The 21,147-nt window shown below is 72.0% G+C and carries 20 protein-coding genes; 10 read left to right on the top strand and 10 right to left on the bottom strand.

Annotation, left to right across the window (positions count from 1 at the left end; genetic code table 11):
* Positions 1-8 precede the first annotated feature (8 nt).
* From MFF13_RS11530 to croR, 4 genes are all read right to left on the bottom strand, one after another.
* Positions 9-419, bottom strand: a complete 411-nt coding sequence (locus tag MFF13_RS11530) for a DUF2141 domain-containing protein (RefSeq protein ID WP_147751925.1) — start codon at positions 417-419, stop codon at positions 9-11.
* 68 nt (positions 420-487) lie between these two features.
* A complete protein-coding gene (locus tag MFF13_RS11525; protein ID WP_147814581.1) occupies positions 488-2,065 on the bottom strand; it encodes a phytoene desaturase family protein in 1,578 nt (525 codons plus the stop codon).
* Positions 2,066-2,151: 86 nt separating this feature from the next.
* Positions 2,152-2,982 carry a TrmH family RNA methyltransferase gene (locus MFF13_RS11520; RefSeq protein WP_147828106.1) on the bottom strand — a complete coding sequence of 277 codons (831 nt, stop codon included), beginning with the start codon at positions 2,980-2,982 and terminating at the stop codon, positions 2,152-2,154.
* A 54-nt stretch (positions 2,983-3,036) separates the two neighbouring features.
* A complete protein-coding gene (croR, locus tag MFF13_RS11515; protein WP_147751911.1) occupies positions 3,037-3,513 on the bottom strand; it encodes a 3-hydroxybutyryl-CoA dehydratase in 477 nt (158 codons plus the stop codon).
* A 163-nt stretch (positions 3,514-3,676) separates the two neighbouring features.
* Between croR and MFF13_RS11510 the strand changes: the two genes are divergently transcribed.
* The 3 genes from MFF13_RS11510 to MFF13_RS11500 all read left to right on the top strand — a co-directional run bounded on the left by MFF13_RS11510 (position 3,677) and on the right by MFF13_RS11500 (position 5,451).
* Positions 3,677-4,285, top strand: a complete 609-nt coding sequence (locus tag MFF13_RS11510) for a cation efflux transmembrane domain-containing protein (protein WP_147828105.1) — start codon at positions 3,677-3,679, stop codon at positions 4,283-4,285.
* Positions 4,282-5,139 (top strand): metallophosphoesterase, encoded by an 858-nt coding sequence (locus MFF13_RS11505; protein ID WP_147828104.1) that lies wholly within the window; start codon positions 4,282-4,284, stop codon positions 5,137-5,139. Before MFF13_RS11510 ends, MFF13_RS11505 begins: the two co-directional genes overlap by 4 nt.
* A gap of 90 nt (positions 5,140-5,229) precedes the next feature.
* Entirely contained in the window at positions 5,230-5,451 is a 222-nt protein-coding gene (locus tag MFF13_RS11500) for a hypothetical protein (RefSeq protein ID WP_147815206.1), read from the top strand.
* 10 nt (positions 5,452-5,461) lie between these two features.
* Here MFF13_RS11500 and MFF13_RS11495 read toward each other — a convergent pair whose 3' ends face one another.
* Together MFF13_RS11495 and MFF13_RS11490 are read right to left on the bottom strand one after the other, a co-directional pair.
* Positions 5,462-5,707: an RAG2 PHD domain containing protein gene (locus MFF13_RS11495; RefSeq protein WP_147828103.1), complete on the bottom strand. Its 246-nt coding sequence runs from the start codon at positions 5,705-5,707 to the stop codon at positions 5,462-5,464.
* A gap of 120 nt (positions 5,708-5,827) precedes the next feature.
* The gene (locus tag MFF13_RS11490; protein ID WP_147762074.1) at positions 5,828-6,205 is read right to left on the bottom strand and encodes a 4a-hydroxytetrahydrobiopterin dehydratase; all 378 of its coding nucleotides are present in this window, start codon (positions 6,203-6,205) and stop codon (positions 5,828-5,830) included.
* 197 nt (positions 6,206-6,402) lie between these two features.
* Here MFF13_RS11490 and MFF13_RS11485 point away from each other — a divergent pair, with 197 nt between their 5' ends.
* Genes MFF13_RS11485 through MFF13_RS11475 form a run of 3 tightly spaced genes read left to right on the top strand, consistent with a single transcriptional unit; the run spans position 6,403 to position 8,901 of the window.
* Positions 6,403-7,383: an ABC transporter substrate-binding protein gene (locus MFF13_RS11485; RefSeq protein WP_147751917.1), complete on the top strand. Its 981-nt coding sequence runs from the start codon at positions 6,403-6,405 to the stop codon at positions 7,381-7,383.
* 50 nt (positions 7,384-7,433) lie between these two features.
* Positions 7,434-8,144, top strand: coding sequence for an ABC transporter permease (locus MFF13_RS11480; RefSeq protein WP_147828130.1), 711 nt, complete (start codon positions 7,434-7,436; stop codon positions 8,142-8,144).
* A complete protein-coding gene (locus MFF13_RS11475; protein WP_187273568.1) occupies positions 8,125-8,901 on the top strand; it encodes an ABC transporter ATP-binding protein in 777 nt (258 codons plus the stop codon). The genes MFF13_RS11480 and MFF13_RS11475 overlap by 20 nt, the downstream gene beginning before the upstream one ends.
* A gap of 43 nt (positions 8,902-8,944) precedes the next feature.
* Here the strand turns inward: MFF13_RS11475 and MFF13_RS11470 are convergent, their stop codons facing one another.
* A complete protein-coding gene (locus tag MFF13_RS11470) occupies positions 8,945-10,831 on the bottom strand; it encodes an aq_1923 C-terminal domain (RefSeq protein ID WP_238272215.1) in 1,887 nt (628 codons plus the stop codon).
* A 169-nt stretch (positions 10,832-11,000) separates the two neighbouring features.
* Positions 11,001-11,327, bottom strand: a complete 327-nt coding sequence (locus MFF13_RS11465; protein WP_147828129.1) for a HesB/IscA family protein — start codon at positions 11,325-11,327, stop codon at positions 11,001-11,003.
* Positions 11,328-11,491: 164 nt separating this feature from the next.
* Between MFF13_RS11465 and MFF13_RS11460 the strand changes: the two genes are divergently transcribed.
* A complete protein-coding gene (locus MFF13_RS11460) occupies positions 11,492-12,739 on the top strand; it encodes a deoxyguanosinetriphosphate triphosphohydrolase (protein ID WP_238272214.1) in 1,248 nt (415 codons plus the stop codon).
* A gap of 73 nt (positions 12,740-12,812) precedes the next feature.
* Here MFF13_RS11460 and MFF13_RS11455 read toward each other — a convergent pair whose 3' ends face one another.
* Positions 12,813-13,286 (bottom strand): hypothetical protein, encoded by a 474-nt coding sequence (locus MFF13_RS11455; RefSeq protein ID WP_147828099.1) that lies wholly within the window; start codon positions 13,284-13,286, stop codon positions 12,813-12,815.
* Positions 13,287-13,573: 287 nt separating this feature from the next.
* Here MFF13_RS11455 and MFF13_RS11450 point away from each other — a divergent pair, with 287 nt between their 5' ends.
* Positions 13,574-14,749: an MFS transporter gene (locus tag MFF13_RS11450; protein WP_147828098.1), complete on the top strand. Its 1,176-nt coding sequence runs from the start codon at positions 13,574-13,576 to the stop codon at positions 14,747-14,749.
* A 390-nt stretch (positions 14,750-15,139) separates the two neighbouring features.
* Here MFF13_RS11450 and MFF13_RS11445 read toward each other — a convergent pair whose 3' ends face one another.
* A complete protein-coding gene (locus MFF13_RS11445; RefSeq protein ID WP_238272213.1) occupies positions 15,140-19,990 on the bottom strand; it encodes an NAD-glutamate dehydrogenase in 4,851 nt (1,616 codons plus the stop codon).
* Between the two features lie 329 nt (positions 19,991-20,319).
* Here MFF13_RS11445 and MFF13_RS11440 point away from each other — a divergent pair, with 329 nt between their 5' ends.
* Positions 20,320-20,526 carry a hypothetical protein gene (locus tag MFF13_RS11440; protein ID WP_147751923.1) on the top strand — a complete coding sequence of 69 codons (207 nt, stop codon included), beginning with the start codon at positions 20,320-20,322 and terminating at the stop codon, positions 20,524-20,526.
* Between the two features lie 90 nt (positions 20,527-20,616).
* Complete coding sequence (locus MFF13_RS11435) at positions 20,617-21,147, top strand: GNAT family N-acetyltransferase (protein ID WP_238272212.1); 531 nt, start codon at positions 20,617-20,619, stop codon at positions 21,145-21,147.

Raw genomic sequence — 21,147 nt, 5'->3', positions numbered from 1 at the left:
GGCGCGCCTCAGCGTCGGGGCAGGGCGCGGGCGAGGCGGACCCGCAGGGCGGACCCGGGCTCGCGCAGGTCGAAGGCGGCCTCGGCGAAGGTCGGGCGGGCCTTGAGCCCGGCGCCGCCGGAGAAGCCGTAGGGTTCCATGGGCAGGCCGAGGCCGGTCCGGTCGAGCCGGCGGTTGCCGTTCACGTCCTCGAACGCGGCGACCGCGTAGCGGCCGGCCGTCACGTCGCGGAACACCACGGTGACCGCGCCGCCGCGCGCGGTCGTCTCCTGCCCGGCGCTGCACGCCTCCTCCGACAGCCCGCCCTGGCACAGGGCGACGGAGACCGAGGCGCCCGGGTCGGCCCCCTCCACCAAGACCTCCACGGTGGCCGCGGTCGCCGGCAAGGCGGCGAGGGCCGCGACGAGGACCGTCGCCATCCGGGCGAGCACCCAGGCGGATGGGGGAATCGAGAGCGACGTGCGGAGGGTGCGGCGCCCGCTCAACCTCACGAGGTCTCGCCGCCGGTGGCCAGCGCGGCGGTCTCGGGCACGCCGGAGGTCTCGGCGACGCGGGCGCCGGCCAGTTCCTCGATCAGCAGGCGCGCGGAGATGCGCGCGCCCTCATAGATCACCGGCAGGCCCGAGCCCGGATGCGTGCCGCCGCCGACGAGGTACAAGCCCGGCCCGAAGCGGTTGTGCGGGCGGAAGTACAACATCTGCATCAAGTCGTGCGCAAGGTTGAACGTGGCCCCCTCGTACACCGAGAAGTTGTCTTGCCATTCGACCGGGTCGACGATGCGCTCGAAGCGAATGCGGCTCTCGACGTCGTCGAGGCCGAGGAGCTTCAGGCGCTCCAGAACCAGGGCGCGGTAGGTCGCGCGGGTGGCGGGCCAGTCGATCCCGGCCTTCAGGTTCGGCACCGGCACGAGGACGTAGAGGGCGGTGTGGCCGGGGGGCGCCATGCCGCCGTCGGTGTAGCCGGCATGCTGCACGTAGACCGAGGGTTGCATCGGCAGGATGCCGTCGGTGATCTCGCGGATGTTGCGCGCGTAATCCTCCGCCAGGAGGATGGTGTGGTGCCCGAGGCTGTCGGGCACTTTCCCCTCGATGCCGAGGTACATCATGAAGGTCGAGCACGACAGGCGCGCCTTCTCGATCTTCCGGTCGCGCCAGCGCGGGCGGTGCTCCTCCGGGACGAGGTCCTGGATCACCCGTGCGAAGTCGCCGTTGATCACCACGGCGTCCGCCGCGATCCGCTCGCCGTCCACGATCACGCCGTCGGCGCGCTTGCCGTCGAAGGTGACGCGCTCAACCGAGGTGCCGAGGCGGATATCGACGCCCATGCGGCGGCACAGGCCCGCCATCGCCTCCGAGATCGCACCGCACCCGCCGACCGGGTGGTAGACGCCGTGCTCGTATTCGAGGAACGAGAGGATCGTGAACAGGCTCGGACACCTAAACGGCGACATGCCGAGGTATTTGGTCTGGAACGCGAAGGCGAGGCGGACCCGCGGGTCCTTGAAGTAGCGCTGCAGGTCGCGGTCGACGCTGCGGCCGGGATGCAGGTGGGGCAGCGCCCGCAGCATCCCGGGGCTCGCCATGCTGCGCAGGGTGTGGAACGCCTGCTCCAGCACCGGCTTGAAGAACTTCAGCTTGACGCGGTTGTCGGCGAAGAACTGCTTGACGTTCTTGGCGTCTTCCGGGGCGATGCGCGCGACCTCGGCCTCCAGCCGGTCCATGTCGCCGGTGGCGCGGATCTCGCCGCCCGCCTCGAAGACGAGATGGTACTGAGGATCGAGCCGCTCGAGCTTGACGTGATCCTCAAGCCGCTCCCCGCAACTATCGAAGATGTCGGCGAGAATCTGGGGATAGAGGAAGAAGGTCGGGCCGATGTCGAACTTGTAGCCACCGGGCGCCGACACCGTCTTGGTCCGGCCTCCGACCTGCCCGTCCTTCTCGATCAGCGTGACCTGAAGGCCGGCGCGCGCCAGCAACAGGGCCGTGGCGAGACCGCCGGGCCCCGCACCGACGACGACGACCCGGCGCCCGGACAACGTCCGCAGGCCCTCACGTGATTGAAGCAACGCGCCCGACTCCCCGATCCGAACTTCCCGGCGGACGACGGGCTGCCGCCCGCTCCACCGTGCGGTCAAGCTAGCTCGCTGCGGGGTCAAGGCAATGGGTGCTCATTGTCGCGCGCAGTGCGGAGCCCGCACGCGAGGCGATGCAGCGCGATCGCGCCTGCGGTGGCGACGTTGAGCGAATCGAAGCCGGGGGCCATAGCGATGCGCAGCCCGCGCATCCGCGCCAGCACCGAGGCCGGCAGTCCGGGGCCTTCGGTTCCGAGGATGAGCAGCGCACGCGACGGCGGCGCGAGGTCGGCGACATCCTCGGCGCCGGACGGGCTCAACGCGAGCGGTTCCAGGCCGAGGGCGGCGGCCGTCGCGAACCAGTCGACGCCGGGATCGAGGCGGGCGAAGGGGACGGTGAGGGCGGCGCCGGCCGAGACGCGGATCGCCTTGCGGTAGAGCGGATCGCAGGTGCCGGCGTCGAGCAGCACCGCGTCGGCGCCGAAGGCGGCGGCGTTGCGGAACAGGCCGCCGACGTTGTCGTGGTTGGTCAAGCCGGCCAGGCCTACGACCAAAGCCGGGGCGGCCGCCTGCGGAACGAGCACCTCGGCGCCCGCGTCGTCGCCGCGGATTCCGACGGCCAGCACGCCGCGATGGATCGGGAACCCCGCCACCGCGCTCATCACGGCGCGGTCGGTGACGTAGACCGGCGGCCGATCGGGACAAGCCTCGATCGCGGCCGCGAGCCCGGCGACGCGCTCGGGCAGCAGCAGGATCGATTCGGTGCGGAAGCGGGCGCGGGGCGACAGCATCAGCCGAAGCGTCACCTCGCCCTCCACGATGAAGCGCCCGGCTCGCCCGACGAGGTCGCGCTCGCGCATCGCCGCGTAGGGGGCGAGGCGCGGATCGGACGGGTCGGAGATCTGGATCATGCCGGAAGGTCACGATCGCAAGGAGACATCATGCCCCCGGGCACCGGGAACCGCTCACGCCGGCGGGCGGCCGCCCATGCGGACCGCCAGCGGGTCGGCCTCGGCCTTGGTCGGCACCTTCACCAGGGCCTCGCCGTCGAGCACGACCTCGCCGGCCACCGCGCAGGTGCACTTGAGGCGGGCGCGGCGCCGCTCGGGCACCAGCTCGGCCACCTCGACGGTGACGTCGACGGTGTCGCCGATGCGCACGGGCGCGCGGAAGTTCAAGGTCTGGCTGATGTAGACCGCGCCGGGGCCGGGGAGGCGGGTGCCGAGCACCGCCGAGATCAGCCCGGCGGTGTAGAGGCCGTGGGCGATGCGGGTGCCGAACGGCGTGCGCGCCGCGAAGTGCTCGGACAGGTGGATCGGGTTGCGGTCGCCGGTGATCTCGGCGAACCCGACCACGTCGGAGGAGGCGATCGTCTTCGAGAGGGTCTCCGAGAGCCCGACTTCGAGGTCCTCGAAGTAGAGAACGCGCAATTCGGGCAACATCTGAGACTCCTCGTTCCGGCCGAACGGATTCGGTCCGATGGCCGACCCGCCTCGCACAGGACGGCCTCCGAATCCAGCCGGACGAAACGCGTAAGGGCGGCTCGACAGCAGGCACCGGGTGGGCGAAGAGGCGGCCCGACCCGTAACGGACACCGTCGCCCGCGTGGAATCCGCCGCCTTTCCCCCGCTCCGCACCGTCGTCCTGCGCGTTGCGGGCTTGAACCTCGGCTATTTCGGCATCGAGATCGCGGTGGCGCTGGCGATCGGCTCGGTGGCGCTGATCGCCGACAGCCTCGACTTCCTGGAGGATGCGGCGATCAACCTGCTGATCTTCGCAGGCCTCGGCTGGAGCGCGGCCAACCGCGCGCGCCTCGGCACGGCGATGGCCGGCATCCTGATGGTGCCGGCGCTGGCCACCGCCTACGCGGCTTACGAGAAGGTCTCGGACATGAGCGCGCCGGCGCCGCTTCCGCTGACGCTGACCGGGCTCGGGGCGCTCGCGGTGAACCTCACCTGCGCCCTGATGCTGTCGCGCCACCGCGACGGCGCAGGCAGCCTGACGCGTGCCGCCTGGCTGTCCGCCCGGAACGACGCCTACGCCAACCTCGCGATCATCGCCGCCGGCCTCGTCACCGCGTTCCAGCCCTCGCCCTGGCCCGACCTGATCGCGGCGGCCGGCATCGCCATCCTCAACGCGGATTCGGCCGGCGACATCCTTCGCGCAGCCGCCGCCGAGCGCCGCGCCGCGCACGACGCAGGACGGACCCCGTGAGAATCTTCCCGATCTCCGACCTCCACCTCGAGCGCCGCCGCCTCGACCTGATCGCCCCGCCGAGCGGGCCGTTCGACGTCATGGTCTGCGCCGGCGACCTGTACGAAGGACACCCCGAGCGCGGGCTCGCCGCCGTGCTGGCGCTGGCCGGAGGCAGGCCGGTCGTCCTCGTGCCGGGCAACCACGAGCATTACGCGCCGACCGGCGACGGGCGCACCGCGCCCGAGCTCCTCGCCGCGCTCGCGGCCGAGGTCGCGCGCCTGAACGAAGGCGGCGCCCGCATCCACCTGCTTCGGCACGGCGCCGCCTGCCTCCTCGACGGGGTCCGGTTCGTCGGCGCGACCCTGTGGAGCGACTGGTCGCTGGCGGGGCGCTGGCTCGGGCCGGACGCCCCCGACCGCCCGGCCGACCCGATGGCCTACGCGGCCGACCGCATGACCGACCCGATCACCGGCTCACGGGAGTATCGCGGCTCGATCCGCAAGGCGGACGGCACGGTCTGGCTTCCCGCCGACGCGATGGCGGCGCACGCGGCGGAGCGGGCCGAGTTGCTGGCGACCCTGGCGCAGCCCTTCCACGGGCCGACGGTGGCGGTGACGCACCATCCGCCGAGCCCGCGTGCGGCCGACGCCTTCCGCGACGCACCGGGGGTGCCGTGGTGGGTGCCGGCCTTCTACGCGACGACGGTGCTCGACGACCTCGACGACGCGGCGCGACCCGACCTGTGGGTGTCCGGTCATTTCCATGCGGGGCACGACATGGCGATCGGCCGCTGCCGCTGGGTGGCGAACCCGGTCGAGGGCGCGACCTACGCCGCCGACCGCGTCGTCACGCTGGCGCGAAGCCCGGCCTGAGCGACGACCGCGGACGGCGCGCCCGGCGCGAAACCTCGTGCGCGGTTCGCGCGTAAGGCTGCCACGTCCTTCCGCGGGAGAACCTCGTCCGTGAACACCTTCCTCGCCGTCGTCCTCGTCTGCGCCAACGCGATCGCGCAGGAAGCCTGCACCGACGACAAGGCCTTGGAGGTGCGCAAGGTCCGCGTCGCGAACGAGCTCGGCTGCACCAACGGCTGGCAGGAGATCATCGCCCGCACGGATTTGCGCGACGAGATCGGCAAGACCTCCTACCTCAAGACCGAGTGCCGCCGGGTGAAGAACGCCCCGTGACCGCCGCTCCTCAGCGGCCGGCCGTGAAGGCGACCGGCCCGGTGGCGAAGCGGATCTCGCCGGCGCCATTGCGAATCTCGACCCCGGCATAATGGATCGCGTCGTCGCGGTTCCGGAACAGCCCGCCGGCGATGCCGTGGCTCTCCAGCGCGACCCAGCAGCCGCTCACATCCTGCCCGATGGTGAAGCTGAGACCGGGTCTTGCGGCGGCCGGGCGGGCGGGCGACGGGACGACGGCGGTCGAGAGGTTCGGCATGGTCTCACGCGGGGCTGGCGCGGTCCCGGGATGGGACCGCACCGCCAAGATCGGCCCGCGACCGTGAGGAATCGAGCGGTCAGGCCGCACGACGCCGTGAGGGTGTCGTTAGGGAACGCCCTACTTGTCGTACTTCACGTAGGCGAAGCGCGGGTCCGTCGGCGTGCCCTCCAGGCCGGCGCCTTCGAGGCCCGGCTGCCAGGAGACGACCTCCTCGATCTTGCGGGCCAGCGCAAAGTCCTTGTCGGTGATGCCCTTGGCGGCATGGTTCATCAGCCGCACCTCGACCCAGGCGTAGGAGGCGGTGAGGTCGGGGTGGTGCCACGCCGCCTCGGCGAGGTGGCCGACGGTGTTGATCACCATCAGCGTGCTCTTCCAGCTGGCAGTCTTGTAGGTGCGGCGAATCCACCCGTCCTCGTAACGCCAGGCCGGTATCTCGGCGGCGATCCGTGCGGCGATGGTCGCGTCGTCGAGGGCGCCTTCGCGCGGTTCGGCCATGGTCGTCTCTCCCGATCGGTTTTCCCCGCCCGAGCCTGCCCCGGCGGCCGCGACCGCGCAAGGCGGATGTGGACGGGCCGCCCCCCGCGCCCTAAGACCTCTGCACAATGGTTCCGCGGGCGCCGGTGCCTCACGGTTCCGGCCGAGAACGGCACAAGGCCAAGATCGGCCGAGACGATCTCTAGGGAGAAGGCGCGATGCTGTCACGGCGCGGATTGCTCGCCGCCGCGCTCGCCGGCCTGCCGATGCTGTCGCATCGGGCGCTGGCGGCGCCGAGCGTACGCCTCGGCAGCCTGCCCTTCGGCACGGTCGCGTGGGAAGCCGCGCTGATCAAGGCGCGCGGGCTCGACGCCGCCAACGGCTTCAACCTCGACCTCGTGAAGCTCGCCGGCAACGACGCGGCGCGCATCGCCTTCATGGGCGGCCAGGTCGACGTGATCGTCGGCGACCTGCTCTGGGCGGCCCGCCTCGGCAACGAGGGCCGCGCGATGCGATACGTGCCGGCCTCGACCTCGGAGGGCGCCGTGATGGTGCCCGCGGCAAGCCCGGTGAAGACCCTCAAGGACCTCGAAGGCAAGCGCCTCGGCGTCGGCGGCGGCCCCCTCGACAAGAACTGGCTGCTGCTCAAGGCCCAGGCGCAGGACGCCGCCGGCTTCGACATCGAGGCCAAGAGCGAGATCGCCTACGGCGCGCCGCCCCTGATCGCGCTGAAGCTCGAGCAAGGCTCGCTCGATGCGGCGCTGACCTACTGGACCTACTGCGCGCGCCTCGAAGCCAAGGGCTTCCGCCGGCTGATCGGCGCCGACGACATGATGCGGGCGCTCGGTGCGAAGGGCGCGTTCGCACTGATCGGTTACCTGTTCGAGGCGAAGACCGTCACCGACAAGCCCGAGGCGATGGCAGGCTTCGTCCGCGCCGTGCGCGCGGCCAAGGACATGCTGGCCGGCGACCCCTCCGCCTGGACGATCGTGCGCCCGCTGATGGCGGCCGACGACGACGCGATCTTCGAGGCGTTGAAGCGGGAATACCTCGCCGGCATCCCGCGCCGGCCCGTGGCCGAGGAGCGCAGCGACGGCGAGCGGCTGTTCTCGGTGATGTCGCGGCTCGGGGGCGAGCGCCTCGTCGGCACCGGCACCGGCCTGCCGCCGGGCCTGTACTACGACGGGACGACCGGTTGATCCGCGCCAGCGACTCGAACCGCCGGGCCGTCCTCACCCGTCTCGCCTCCATGCTGGTGCTGCTCGCCGCATGGCAGGCGGCGGCGCAGGTCGCCGGCTCGCGGATGCTGCCGACGCCGCTCGCGGTGGCGACGTTCATCGCCCGGGAATCGGCGCGCGGCGACCTGTGGACCAATGTGGGTATCACGCTGGCGCGGGTCGGCGTCTCGTTCGTGCTCGCGATGGTGCTCGGCGTCCTGCTCGGCGTGGCGCTCGGGCGCTCGAAGCGCCTGAACACCCTCCTCGACACGCCGCTCCTGGCGATGCTGAACACGCCGGCCCTGGTGATCACCGTGCTGGCCTACGTTTGGGTCGGCTTGAACGAAACGGCCGCGATCCTCGCCGTGGTGCTGAACAAGCTGCCCAACGTCGCCGTCATCCTGCGGGAGGGCGCGCGCGACCTCGACCCCGGCCTGGAGGAGATGGCGCGGACCTACCGGCTCGACCGGCGCTCCTGGGTCGCCCACGTGCTCGTGCCGCAGCTGCAGCCCTACGCGGTCGCCGCGGCACGCTCCGGCCTGTCGCTGGCCTGGAAGATCGTGCTGGTGATCGAGCTGCTCGGGCGTCCCAACGGCGTGGGCTTCGCGATCAACTACTACTTCGTCCAGAGCACCGACGTGGCCGCGATCCTCGGCTACAGCATCGTGTTCATGAGCGTGATGATCGCCATCGACATCCTCCTCCTGCAGCGGCTCGAAGCGCATGTCCGCCGCTGGCGATAAGATGTCCGCCGTCGGCGACGGCGAGGACGCGGTCCTCACGGTCGCGATCGCGCGGAAGGTCTACCATCCGGATTCGGTCGAGCCGGTGGAGGCGGTGCGCGACCTCGCCTTCGCGATCCGGCCGGGCGAGATCGCCTGCCTGATCGGGCCGTCGGGGGCGGGCAAGACCACGACCCTGCGCATCCTGCTCGGGCTCGACGCCGACTACGACGGAACCATCGTGCCGGACCCGCGCGCATCCGAGAACGGGCCGGGCATGGTCTTCCAGGAGCCGCGTCTGCTGCCGTGGCGGACGGTGGAGCAGAACGTGCGCCTGGCGATGCCGCGGCCGCAGCGCGCGCGCGACCTCGACGGGCTGTTCGCGCATCTCGGGCTGACCCCGTGGCGGGACCGGTTTCCCGGCGCGCTGTCGCTGGGGATGCAGCGCCGCGTGGCGCTCGCCCGCGCGCTCGCGAACGATCCGCGCCTCTTGGTGCTCGACGAGCCGTTCGTGTCGCTCGACGACGCGGCCGCCGCCTCCCTGCGGGGCCTGGTGGTCGACACCGTCGACCGGCTCGGCATGAGCGTGCTGATGGTGACTCACAACGTCGCCGAGGCGATCGCCGTCGCCGACCGGCTGCTGCTGCTGTCGCCGCGCCCGGCGAGCCTGGTCGCCACGGTGCCGCTCGATCGCCCGCGGACGAGCCGCGACCGCGCCTGGGCCGACGCAACCCGGCAGGACCTGGCGCGGCGCTACCCCGGCGTCATCGCCGAGTGACGTTTCACCAAAGCAAGGCTTCGTCTGGCCGGAAGGCCCGACCTCACTCCACTCGTGCATCTACGTCGAGCTTGTCGAGCACCGCACCCGGCGTGCGGGCGAGGCCGAAATCGGCGAAGCCCAGGCCGGCCGCGTTCTTCGCCTTGGCGTTCAGCGTCAGGCGTCCGGGCTTCGTCACGAACTGGCCGAGCGCGCTGCCGATCGCCCGGGCGGCCGGCGAGTTGCCGAGCATCGCCGGCACGCCGAACTGGGTCGCCGCCACGTATTCCTGGCGCAATTCCTCCGGCTTGAGGCTCAGGGCCTTCGCTTGGGCGGCAAGGAAGCGCTCGAACAGGCCGGTGTTCTGGACGGTGAGGTCGAGGGCCTTGGCGGTGGCCGTGAGCATCAGCAGGCTGGCCGCCGGGATGTGCGAGGCGAACAGCTCCGGCCCCATGCCGCCGATCGTGCCGGCGAGCCGCAGCGAGCCGATGTCGCGTCCCGACAGGGTCATCTCGCGCAACGCCACCTCGCGCTTGTCCTCGTCCCAGGCCGAGTCGATCACAAGGTTGAAATCGAGGTCGGCATAGCCGTAATCCGGCAGGGCGCCGAGCACCGGCACGCCGGCGACTATCGTCGCCGGGAAGGTCACGCCCGACAGGTCGAGGCGGCTTGCGGTCGGCACCCCGTCGCGCAGCGGCCCGAAGGTCAGGGCGCCGCTGCGCAGGACAAGTCGCATCGGCGCGGCGCCCTGCGAGGCCGGAACGCCGAGCGGGTCGCCGGCGACGGCGGGCGGCTTACCGGCGCTGCGGCTGGTCTGCCTGGCTTCCGCAGCCGGATCGGCCGGCAACTCGACGCTGAAATCCTGCAAGGTCAGGCCGCCGATGGCCGGGGCGAGGCGGCGCAAAGCCTCGTCGGTGACGGCGGCGTTCGGGTCGGCGAGGCGGCGCAGGGCCGCGATGGTGGGGCTGAGCGAGACGCCGGTGAGGGCCGCCCGCGCGAGCCGGGCCTTCACCCCGCCCTGGGCGAAGGCGATCGCCTCGAGCGTCGTGCCGGCCTCGGCGCCGGTGCCGACATGCGCCAGGCGCCCGACCTCGACCAGCATCGGCGCGCCGGCCCCGGTCCGGCTGATGGCGAGGCCGTGCAGTTCGAGGCTGCCGAAGGAGACCGCGTCGGCAAGATCCGCCGCGGTGGCGGCGAGCCGGCCGCGCGCGTCGGCCTTCATCTCGGGATCGACCGCGTCGAGCCCCCGGGTGAGGGCGGCCATCGCGCCGTTCCACCCGCCGGGGATCTGGCGGCCGCCGAAGTCGCGGCCTTCGAGCCCGGCGATCCGGATCGCGACGCCCGAATCCTCTGTGTAGGTCACGTCGGCGACGCGGATCGCGGCGTAGACCCGCTGCACCGGCCCCTTCCCGTCACCCGGTTCCGAGGAGAGCCGCACGAGCGCGGCGAGGTCGAGGTCGCTCGCGACGATCCGGCCGTAAGTGCCCGATCCCTTTTGCGCGCCGGAGACCGCGACGCCGGCGCCCGCCATGGTCAGCTCGGCGATGCGGCCGGCGCGCACGTCGCGCGCCGTGACCTCGCGGTAGGTCACGGTCTGCAGCGATCCGCCGGGACCGGGATGTTCGGAGACGAGGACCGGGATCGACATGCTCGCCGCTTCCAGGCGCGCGAGGCGCGGCGCCCACGGCTCGGCCGAGTCCGGTGCCAGGATCGCCGTCAGGTCGCCGCGCGACAGCCGGGTACCGCTCACCGTGACGCGGGCGGCCTTGAACAGCGTATCGCCGAGCGGCAGCGCCACATCGACGAGCACGACGTCCTGGACGGCGGAGGCCGCCTCCTGCGCCGTGGCCGGGACGGCCGCAAGACCGGCGCCCCCGAGGACGAGGCCGGCACAGAAGCAGAGTCGAGCCGCCCGGAGCAGGCTGGCGCGGACCGTTCGGTGAGGGATCATCGTGTGCGGACCGCTGCCGGGATTGCCAGACCGAGAAGACGGCGCCGTCGTCCCGCATTTCGGCGCGCGAGGCAATCGGTGCGCCACGTCGCAAACCCTGTCGCAAGCCTCGCCGGCCCGCACCTTTCGTCCCGGCACAACGGTGCCGGCGTTGGGAGGTCGGGTGGGGTCAGAGCGAGAACGAGGTGCCGCAACCGCAGGACGAGGTGGCCTGCGGGTTCTCGATCTTGAAGGATTGGCCGATCAGGTCGTTGACGAAATCGATGGTCGAGCCGGCCATGTACTCGAGCGAGACCGGGTCGACGATCACGGTGGCGCCGTCGCGCTCGATGGCGACGTCCTGCGCCGCCTGTTCGCGGGTGATGTCGAAGGCGTAGGAGAAGCCCGAGCAGCCGCCGCCGTTCACGCTGACGCGGAGCGCCGCGCCCGGCGGCTCGGCGACCATGATCTCGTTGATGCGCTTGGCGGCGCGGGGGGTCAGGGTGATCTCGGCCATCTGGGAAGCCATCGGCGCTGTCGTCGGGGTCTGGGCGCGGCGGGCGATTGCCTGCCGCGTGATCGAACCAAGATATGAGGTAGGACGGCGCGCCGCAACGCGTGCGTCGCCGAACCGCGAGGGGACCATGCGGGCAGGACATCGCGAACAGATGGGCGGGACCCGTGCGCGCCAACGGTGAGCGCTGGCGCGCGCCCTACGCCACCGACCCGGGCGCGACCCGGGGGCGGCTGATCCCAGAGCCGGCCTCGCCGACGCGTAGCGACTTCCAGCGCGACCGCGACCGCGTGGTGCATTCCACCGCGTTCCGCCGGCTGAAGCACAAGACCCAGGTCTTCGTGCACCACGAGGGCGACCATTACCGCACCCGGCTGACCCATACCCTGGAGGTCAGCCAGATCGCCCGCGCGCTCGCCCGCGCGCTCGGCCTCGACGAGGACCTGGCGGAGGCGTTGGCGCTGTCCCACGACCTCGGCCATACCTGCTTCGGCCATACCGGCGAGGACGCGCTCGACGCCTGCATGGCGTCCCATGGCGGCTTCGACCACAACGCGCAGGCCCTGCGGATCGTGACCCGGCTGGAGCGGCGCTACGCCGGCTTCGACGGGCTGAATCTCGCCTGGGAGACCTTGGAGGGCCTGGTCAAGCACAACGGCCCGCTGCTCGGCCCGGACGGGCGCCCGACTCCGCGCTACGCCTGCGAAGGCATCCCGGCAGCGATCCTCGAATACGATGCCCTGCATCCGCTGGAGCTCGCCCGCCACGCCGGCCCGGAGGCGCAGGCGGCGGCGCTCGCCGACGACATCGCCTACGACAGCCACGACCTCGACGACGGCCTGCGCGCCGGGCTGTTCGACCTCGCCGACCTCGGCGAGGTGCCGTTCCTGCGCGGCTTGCTCGACGAGATCGCCGCCCTGCACCCCGGCCTGGAGGCGTCGCGCACCATCCACGAACTCGCGCGGCGGGTGATCACCCGGTTCGTCGAGGACGTGATCACGGAGAGCCGGCGGCGGCTGGATCGTCTGGCCCCGGCAAGCGTCGCCGACATCCGCGCGGCCGACGCCCCGGTGATCGCGTTCTCGGCCGCGATCGCGGCCGCTGACGCCGACATCAAGCGCTTCCTCTACGCGCGGATGTACCGGCATCCCGAGGTGATGGCGGTGCGCGAGAAGGCCAACGCCATCGTCGCGGACCTGTTCGCGGCGTTCTCCGCCGACCCGACGCGGATGCCCGAGGAATGGAGCGCGGGGCTCGATGGGGCGCCGCCGGGCCGGATCGCGCGCCGGATCGCCGACTACATCGCCGGCATGACCGACACCTACGCCGTGCTCGCCCACCGCCGGCTCTATGCCGCGACGCCGGACCTGCATTGGAGCCCGCCGAGCCGCGGCCTGCCGCTGACCGAGCCGTGAGGCGGGTTGTACTTGAGATACCTGGGCGGCGGGTGCCCGAATCGCCCGCCGCCGCGCGGCTCAGCCGTTCGGCTCAGTAGCCCGAGCAGGTGCAACCGCTGCCATAGCCGTAGGCAGCCGGCGCGTAGCCGCCGTAGCTCCCGTTGTAGACGGGTGCGTAGCTCGCGCCGTAGGCGGGGGCGTAGCCGTAGCCGCCATACCCGCCGCCGTAGCTGCTGCCGTCATCGTAGCCGCCGAAGCCACCCGACAGGGCGCCGGCCGCGAGCCCGAGGCCCAGGCCGATCCCGGCGCCGGCGATGCCGTAGCCGACGCCCCGGCCGTAGCCGCCGCGGTAGCCGTATCCGCCACGATTGCCGGCATAGCCGCCCCGGTATCCACCGTAGCCGCCATGATACCCACCGTAGCCGCCACGCGAGCCGGCGAAGCCGACGCTGCGGAACCCGCCATGGCCGCCCCAGCCACCGCCATACGGGCGGGCCTCGACGCTTGCGGGAACCGCGACCACGGCGGCGGCCAGCGTCGCGCCTGCCAGGATAAGAGCCTTCATCACGTCGTCTCCAATCGAATTCTGAGGATCGCGACGGCCGGTCGCCGCGCGTTGCGCCTAGGACTGTAATCAGCAGCCTGCACGACGACGGGGTGGCAGTGTACGCACCCGGGCAGTTATCCCGGCCCGATCGACGCCGCCCCTGGCAGCCCCGTCCGTGGGACAGGGCTGCGTCCCGATCACCGACGGTTCGCAACCGCGGGCGATCCGCCATGTTGAGGGCATACCGCACCGCACAAAGAGGGACGGGCCCCCGCGCCCCGGTCCCGTGCCAACGGAGCCTCCGAATGGCCTCGCTGCCGATCCTCGCCCTCGCCGTCGCCTCCTTCGGCATCGGCACCACGGAATTCGTGATCATGGGCTTGCTGCCGGAGGTGGCGCAGAGCTTTTCCGTCACGATCCCGCAGGCCGGCTACCTCGTCTCCGGCTACGCGATGGGCGTGGTGGTCGGCGCGCCGCTCGTGGCGATCGCCACCGCGGGCCTGCCGCGCAAGACCGCCCTGCTCGCCCTGATGGCGGTGTTCCTCATGGGCAACGTCGCCTGCGCCGTCGCGCCGACCTACGCCACCTTGATGCTCGCGCGCATCGCCACCGCCTTCGCCCACGGCGCCTTCTTCGGCATCGGCGCGATCGTGGCGCGGGACCTGGTGCCGCGGGAGAAGCGGACGCAGGCGGTGTCGCTGATGTTCGCTGGGCTGACGCTCGCCAACGTGCTCGGCGTGCCGCTCGGCACCGCGCTGGGCCAGGCGGCGGGCTGGCGCGCGACCTTCTGGGCGGTGGTGGCGATCGGCGTCGCGGCGGGCTTCGCGATCCAGCTGTTCGTGCCGGCCGGGCTCCCCGGCTCGCGCGGCGGGCTGGCGGGAGAGTTCCGGGCGCTCGGGCGCTGGCCCGTGCTTCGGCCGATGCTGGTCTCGACCTTGTCCTCTGTGAGCTTCTTCACGGTTTTCACCTACATCACGCCGTTGCTGATGGGGGTGACCGGACTCAGCGCCCGCGGCGTCACCGGCGCCTTGTTCGTCGCCGGCATCGGGCTGACCGCCGGCAACCTGATCGGCGGACGGCTCGCCGACGGGAATCTCACCGCCACGGTGATCGGAAGCTTCCTCGGCCTCATCGCCGTGCTGACGCTGCTGGTCGGCGTCGCCCGCTTCGAGTTCGCGATGCTCGCGGCGCTGGTGGTGTGGAGCGGGCTCGCCTTCGCCCTGGTCTCGCCGCTGCAGATCTGGGTGGTGGAGGCCGCCAGCGACGCGCCGAACCTCGCCTCGACGCTCAACCAGGGCGCGTTCAACCTCGGCAACGCCACCGGCGCCTGGCTCGGCGGGGTCGCACTCACCGCGGGCGTCGGATACGCGCAGCTGCCGTTGATCGCGGCGGCGGTGTCGACGTTGGGGCTCGGCCTCGCGCTGTCGGCGATGTCGGGCCCGACGCGGTCGGTGCTGCCGGCGCCGATCCATCCCGGCTGACATGAAGAACGACGCTCGCAGCCGAGCTGCAAGATACTGCAATTTTCGCATGCCCCGGCGCAAAATCGTTAATTTTTAGCGCTTGCCATGCGATCGACGCATCCGTTACGTGCGACGGACGCCATTGTTGCGATGCACCATGACGCGCATCTTCCGGGCGAACGGACGGCGCCTACGACCGTCACACCTACGGAGTGCGAACCATGACCCAGCCTGCACCGAAGCCCGGCCTGTTCTCGCAGATGCTGCGCCTCTGGCTCGAGCACAACCAGCGCATGCTCGACATGCGGATGGGCCCGTTCTGAGCCTACGCGCACAACCCGTCGGCCCTTAAAAAGCCGGTCCCGCTCAAGCGCCGGGCCGGCTTTTTCGTGTCTGCGACCGGGCCGATCAGCGTCGCGCGAGATCGCCGAGCAGGCTCGCGGCGACGGTGGCCTTCGAGACCGTCAGCCCCGAGGCCGCGATGGCGTCGACCGCCCCGCGGATACGCGCCAGCGCCGGACCGCGCGCCTTGCCCCAGGCGGCGACCGCCTCCGGCCCAGGGCCGATGTCGTCCACGACCTCCGACGTGAGCTGGCGGTGGGCGCTCGAGATGCCGGCCACCGCCCGTTCCAGGGCGACCCGGTCGAAGGTGTCGGAGACCGGCGCGGCGCGGGCGGCGGCCGCCAGCGCATCCAGGGAAAACTCCCGCTCCAGCGCGAAATGCGTCGCCGCGATCTCCGCCACCGGCCGCCCGCTGGTGCCTGCGACGCGGACGATGTCGGGCGCCGAGGTCAGCGCGCGGAGCGAGGCGAGGCGCAGGGCCGGCTCGTCGTCCATGCCCTGCCCGACGAGCTCCGCCCGCCGCCGCTCGATCGCGGCGTTGGCGTCCGCGCCGAGGACGCCGGGAAGGGCCGCAAGCACCGCGCCGATCCCGTCGCGGTACCGCGCGACGAGCGGAGCGATGCCGCCGGTCAGGTCGAGGTTGCGGATGAACCAGACGATGCGGTCGACCAGCAGGTCCTGCACCTCGGCGTAGAGTCCGACCTGCGCCTGCCCGCCGATGCGCCCGGCGAGCCCGTCGATCGCCGCGTTCAGCTCCATCAGGCCGAAGGCGTCGCGGGTCACGGCGTAGGCCTTCGCGATGGTGGCCGCGTCCGCCCCGGTCTCGTCGGTCAGCCGGGTGACGAGCGAGATGCCGCCGCGGTTGACGATGATGTTCGACAGGGCGGTGGCGATGATCTCGCGGCGCAGACGGTGTCCCTTCACAGCGTCGGGGAAGCGTTCGCGGAGCGCCTTGGGGAAGTAGCGCTGCAACTCGCGGTCGAAGTACGGGTCGTCGGGCACCGGGCTCGCCAGCACCGAGTCGTAGAGCGAAAGCTTGGCGTAGGCCAGCAGCACCGCGTATTCCGGCCGCGTCAGACCCTCGCCGCGGCGCATGCGCTCGGTGAGGGTCGCGTCGTCCGGCAGAACCTCGACGGCGCGGTCGAGCCGGCCTTCCGCCTCCAGCCCCTGCATCGTGCGCATCGCAAAACCGGTCTCGCCGAGGCCCCGGTGCAGGGCGAGGGTGAGGGCCAGGGTCTGCAGCTCGTTGTTGCGCAGCACGAGGTGCGCGACCTCGTCTGTCATGGCGACGAGGAGCGCGTTGCGGGCGTCCGGGTCGAGGCGGCCGTCGCGCTCCGGGATCATCAGCGCGATCTTGATGTTCACCTCGACGTCGGAGGTGTTGACGCCGGCCGAGTTGTCGATCGCGTCGGTGTTGAGCCGCACGCCGGCACGCGCCGCCTCGATCCGCCCGGCCTGCGTCAGCCCGAGGTTGGCGCCTTCGCCCACCGCCTTGGCGCGGATCTCCGGGCCGGTGATGCGCACCGCGTCGTTGGCCCGGTCGCCGGCCTGCTCGTCGGTCTCGGTGGTGGCGCGGACATAGGTGCCGATGCCGCCGAACCACAGCAGGTCCACGGGCGCCTTGAGGATCGCCTGCATCAGCTCGGCCGGCGAGGCGGAGGCGCGGTCGAAGCCCAGCGCCGCCTGGATCTCCGCCGAGAGCGGGATCGCCTTCAGCGCGCGCGAGAACACGCCGCCGCCGGCCGAGATCAGGCCCTTGTCGTAGTCGGCCCAGCTCGACCGGCCGAGGTCGAACAGCCGCTTCCGCTCGGCGAAGCTCCCGGCCATGTCGGGGTTCGGGTCGAGGAACACGTCGCGGTGGTCGAAGGCCGCGATCAGCTTCAGCGTGCGCGAGAGCAGCATGCCGTTGCCGAACACGTCGCCCGACATGTCGCCGACGCCGACTACCGTCACCGGATCGGATTGGGTGTCGACGTCGATCTCGCGGAAGTGGCGCTTCACCGCCTCCCAGGCGCCACGCGCGGTGATGCCCATGCCCTTGTGGTCGTAGCCCTGGCTGCCGCCGGAGGCGAAGGCGTCGCCGAGCCAGTGACCGCGCTCCAGCGAGAGCGCGTTGGCGATGTCGGAGAAGGTCGCCGTGCCCTTGTCGGCGGCGACCACGAGGTAGGCGTCGTCGGAATCGTGCCGCACGGTGTCGGCCGGCGGCGCGATGCCCTCGCTGACGAAGTTGTCGGTGAGTTCGAGCAGCGTGCGGATGAAGATGCGGTAGCTCTCGGTGCCTTCGGCGAGCCACGCCGCGCGGTCGGAAGCCGGCGGCAGGCGCTTGGGAAAGAACCCGCCCTTGGCGCCCACCGGCACGATCACCGCGTTCTTCACCTGCTGGGCCTTCACCAGCCCCAGGATCTCGGTGCGGAAATCCTCCGGCCGGTCGGACCAGCGCAGGCCCCCTCGGGCGACATAGCCGTAGCGCAGATGCAGGCCCTCGACGCGGGGCGCGTAGACGAAGATCTCGAAGAACGGCCGCGGCAGCGGCATCCCGGACACCTTGGCGCAGGCGAACTTGAAGGCGATCGTCTCGCGCGGGAGCCCGTCGGCGGCCGTCTGGAAGAAGTTGGTGCGGACCGCGGCCTCCACGAGGTTGACGAAGCGGCGCAGGATGCGGTCCTCGTCGAGGCTGGTCACGTCGGCGAGCGCCGTTTCGATGGCCTCGCGGACGGCGGCCTCGTTCGCTTGGCGGTCGCCCTCGGTGACGGGGTCGAAGCGGGCGTAGAACAAAGCGACGAGCTGGCGGGCGATGCCGGGGTGCTGGCTCAGGGTCGCGGCGAGGTAATCCTGGCCGTAGCGCACGCGGAGCTGGCGCAGGTAGCGGCCGAGCGCCCGCAGCAAAGCCACGTCGCGCCAGGCGAGGCCGGCCTCCAGCACGAGGCGGTTGTAGCCGTCGGATTCGGCTTGGCCCGCGGCGATGGCGAGCATCGCCGCCTCCAGCGGCGCCTCGAGCGGGCCGATCTCGATCGCCGCGCCGGTGGCGCGCTCCAGCAGCATGTCGTGCAGCCAGACCCTGGTGTCGGCGCCGACCGCCGAAACGCTGTAGGTCCGCTCGTTGATCACGCGGAAGCCGAGGTTCTCCAGGCCGGGCACCCGGTCCGACAGCGGCAGCGACGCCCCGCGCGAGAACACCTTGAGGCGCACCTGCGCCGCCGGGTCGGTGTCGCGGCGGTCGATGGCGACCGCGCGCGGTCGTTCCTCGGAGAGCGATTCGAGGATGGCGATGTCGCCGATGGCGACCTCGGCGGAGAAGTTTTCGCGGTACGCCGCCGAGAAGCCCTCGCCGTAGCGGGCGGCCAGCGTCCGCGCCTCCGAGCCGCCCATGGCGTCGCCGAGGGCGGCGCGGAGCGCGTCGCCCCAGGTCCGCACCAAGGCGGCGATCCCGGCTTCGAGCGCCGACGGGTCGCGCTCCGGCGCGCCGGCCTCCGAGAAGCCGACCACGTAGTGGATGCGCGCCAGCGGCCCCTCGGGCAGATCGGGATAGGTCGCCGAGAGCCGGCCGCCGTGCTCCTGCGCCAGGTAGGCGCCGATGCGGGCCCGCACGACCGAATCGTAGCGGTCCTTCGGCACGTAGACGAGGAGCGAGACGAAGCGCCCGAACCGGTCGGTCCGGGACAGGACGCGGATGCGCGGCCGGTCGGCGAGGTTGGCGATGGCGAGGGTGAAGCGGAACAGCCGGTCCACGTCGATCTGGAACAGGTCGTCGCGCGGGTAGGTCTCGAGCACCGCGAGCAGCGCTCGGCCCGCATGGCTCGTCGGGTCGAGGCCGGCCTTTTCCACCACGGCCGCAACCTTGCCGCGGAGATACGGCACCTCGCGGGCGAGCGCGGTGTAGGCGGCCGCGGTGAACAGCCCGACGATGCGGACCTCGCCGGTGAGCTTGCCGGTGGTGGAGAAGAGCTTCACCGCGACGTAGTCGAGATGCGCCGCCCGGTGGACGCGGGCCTTGAGGCTCGACTTGGTGATGATCAGCGCGTGCGGCTCTTCGAGGAAGGCCACGATCTCCGGCGTCATGTCGACCAGCGCCCGGCCGCGGCGCAGCACCGCGAGGCCGGGATCGCGCAGGATGCCGAGGCTCTCGGCCTCGGTGGCGGCCTCGCCGGGCAGCGCGTGTTCGCGCATGCCGAGCAGGGTGAAGTGGCCGTCGCGCAGCCATTCGAGGAAGGCCCGCGCCTCGGCGACCTCGCCCTCCGGCAGGGGCGGGGGGTTGCGGCCGTAGCCCTCGGCGAGCTCCGCCAGCCGCGCCAGCATCGCGTCGTTGTCGTCCGTGACGAGGGCCACGTCCCGGAAGACCTGAGCGAGGCCGGCTTCGAGGCGTTCGCGCGCCTCGCCGGCATCGAGCCGGTCGAGGTGGATGTGGATGAAGCTCTCGCGCAGCAGCGCGCCGTGGGCGTCCGCCGTGGTCTCGCCGACGACGCGGAGCAGGGCGCCCGCCCCATCCCGCTCGACGCCGAGGATCGGGTGGGCGACGAGGTGGGGCGTCAGGCCCTGCTCGGTCAGCTCGGCCAGGGTCGAATCGAGCAGGTAGGGCCGGTTGTCGTTGACGACCTCGACGACGGTCAGCTCGCGGGTGCGCCCGAGGGCGGGCAAAGCCACGTCGACGAGGCGCAGGTTCGCCGCCGACCCGGTGGCGCGGGGCATCGCGAGATGGTCGCGGGCGGCGATCGCGAGGTCGGCCAGCGCCTCGGCCGGGTAGGGCGCCAGATCCTCCGGCGGCACCCGCCCGAACAGGTCGCGGACGAAGCCGCCCGGGCCGCCGCGCCCGCCGACGACCGAGGCCGCCGCCTCGATGAGGTCGGTGCGGGCGGATTTCGCCTCGCTCGTGGCCAGCGCAGTGGCCGATTCCAGGGCCGATTCGGTTTCCAGCACCATGGGCGGGACCCTCCCAACCGGCACCGGCGCCGGTTCCGCCGCGGACGTTAGGGGAGGGCCCATGGCGAGTCGATGACGCTCGCCGCCCACGGACCGGCAGCGGGTGACAGGCGGGCCGCAACGACCGGCGTTTCCGCGCTCAGTCCGTTACCGGCCAGCAGGCGCCATGCCGCGATCGGTTTCCGCAGATCGCAGCGAGCGCGGGAACAACGCGCCCGCCGACCGGTTGACGCTTCATTGGAGCTGTTCTAATTAAGAACTGCGGACGGGCAACGGGGCCGGCGACGGTTTCCAAGGCTCGCGACAGACGCCAGAACCGGAGTGACCCCATGACCTCGACCAACGCCTCCTGCGACAGCTGCCGCTTCTTCGACGACCACAAGACCAACGGCGCCTCCGCCGCCGGCGACCAGGGCCTGTGCCGCTTCAACCCGCCGGTCAGCCAGCCGGCTCCCGAGTCGAAGGGCCTGTGGCCGGTGGTGGCCTCTCAGGATTGGTGCGGCCACTTCACCGCCGAGATGACCGCGGCCGAGTAAGCCACGGGCGGTCCTCGATCGGCCGCCGCACGGTTAACGGCAGAGGGGCCGGCGCATGCGCGCCGGCCCCTTCTTTGCGTGAGCGGAGCGATGACGCCGAACCTACGGCCGGCCGTGGAGGCCGACATTCCCGCGATCACCCGGATCTACGCCGACGCCGTCCTGAACGGCACGGCGAGCTTCGAGGTCGAGCCGCCGACGGAGGCCGAGATGGCGCGCCGCCGGTCGGCGCTGGTCGCGGACGGCTTCCCCTACCTCGTCGCCGAGCAGGACGGCGTCGTTCGCGGATACGCCTATGCCGGCCCGTACCGCGCGCGGGCGGCCTACCGCTCGACGGTGGAGGATTCGGTCTACGTCGCCGAGGCCGCGCGCGGGCTCGGGATCGGCCGCGCCCTCCTGACGGCCCTGATCGCGGCCTGCGAGGCGATCGACGCGCGGGCGATGGTGGCGGTGATCACCGATCCGGGCTCGGAGACGTCGGCCGCCCTCCATGTGGCCCTGGGCTTCGCGCATGTCGGCGTGCTGGACAACGTCGGCCACAAGCACGGGCGCTGGCTCGGCACCGTGCTGATGCAGCGGCGTCCCGGCCCCGGACCGGACACGGCCCCGACGCGGGCGTGA

This window comes from Methylobacterium cerastii, from assembly GCF_022179125.1.
GTDB lineage: Bacteria > Pseudomonadota > Alphaproteobacteria > Rhizobiales > Beijerinckiaceae > Methylobacterium > Methylobacterium cerastii.
This window is presented reverse-complemented; position numbering and strand designations above follow the sequence as displayed.

Coding starts and splice junctions, on each gene's coding strand:
- MFF13_RS11435 (WP_238272212.1), top strand. CDS start 20,617: ATGACGCCGAACCTACGGCCGGCCGTGGAGGCCGACATTCCCGCGATC.
- MFF13_RS11445 (WP_238272213.1), bottom strand. CDS start 19,990: ATGGTGCTGGAAACCGAATCGGCCCTGGAATCGGCCACTGCGCTGGCC.
- MFF13_RS11455 (WP_147828099.1), bottom strand. CDS start 13,286: ATGAAGGCTCTTATCCTGGCAGGCGCGACGCTGGCCGCCGCCGTGGTC.
- MFF13_RS11520 (WP_147828106.1), bottom strand. CDS start 2,982: ATGATCCAGATCTCCGACCCGTCCGATCCGCGCCTCGCCCCCTACGCG.
- MFF13_RS11480 (WP_147828130.1), top strand. CDS start 7,434: ATGCTGGTGCTGCTCGCCGCATGGCAGGCGGCGGCGCAGGTCGCCGGC.
- croR (WP_147751911.1), bottom strand. CDS start 3,513: ATGTTGCCCGAATTGCGCGTTCTCTACTTCGAGGACCTCGAAGTCGGG.
- MFF13_RS11465 (WP_147828129.1), bottom strand. CDS start 11,327: ATGGCCGAGATCACCCTGACCCCCCGCGCCGCCAAGCGCATCAACGAG.
- MFF13_RS11530 (WP_147751925.1), bottom strand. CDS start 419: ATGGCGACGGTCCTCGTCGCGGCCCTCGCCGCCTTGCCGGCGACCGCG.
- MFF13_RS11490 (WP_147762074.1), bottom strand. CDS start 6,205: ATGGCCGAACCGCGCGAAGGCGCCCTCGACGACGCGACCATCGCCGCA.
- MFF13_RS11495 (WP_147828103.1), bottom strand. CDS start 5,707: ATGCCGAACCTCTCGACCGCCGTCGTCCCGTCGCCCGCCCGCCCGGCC.
- MFF13_RS11475 (WP_187273568.1), top strand. CDS start 8,125: ATGTCCGCCGCTGGCGATAAGATGTCCGCCGTCGGCGACGGCGAGGAC.
- MFF13_RS11470 (WP_238272215.1), bottom strand. CDS start 10,831: ATGATCCCTCACCGAACGGTCCGCGCCAGCCTGCTCCGGGCGGCTCGA.
- MFF13_RS11440 (WP_147751923.1), top strand. CDS start 20,320: ATGACCTCGACCAACGCCTCCTGCGACAGCTGCCGCTTCTTCGACGAC.
- MFF13_RS11485 (WP_147751917.1), top strand. CDS start 6,403: ATGCTGTCACGGCGCGGATTGCTCGCCGCCGCGCTCGCCGGCCTGCCG.
- MFF13_RS11450 (WP_147828098.1), top strand. CDS start 13,574: ATGGCCTCGCTGCCGATCCTCGCCCTCGCCGTCGCCTCCTTCGGCATC.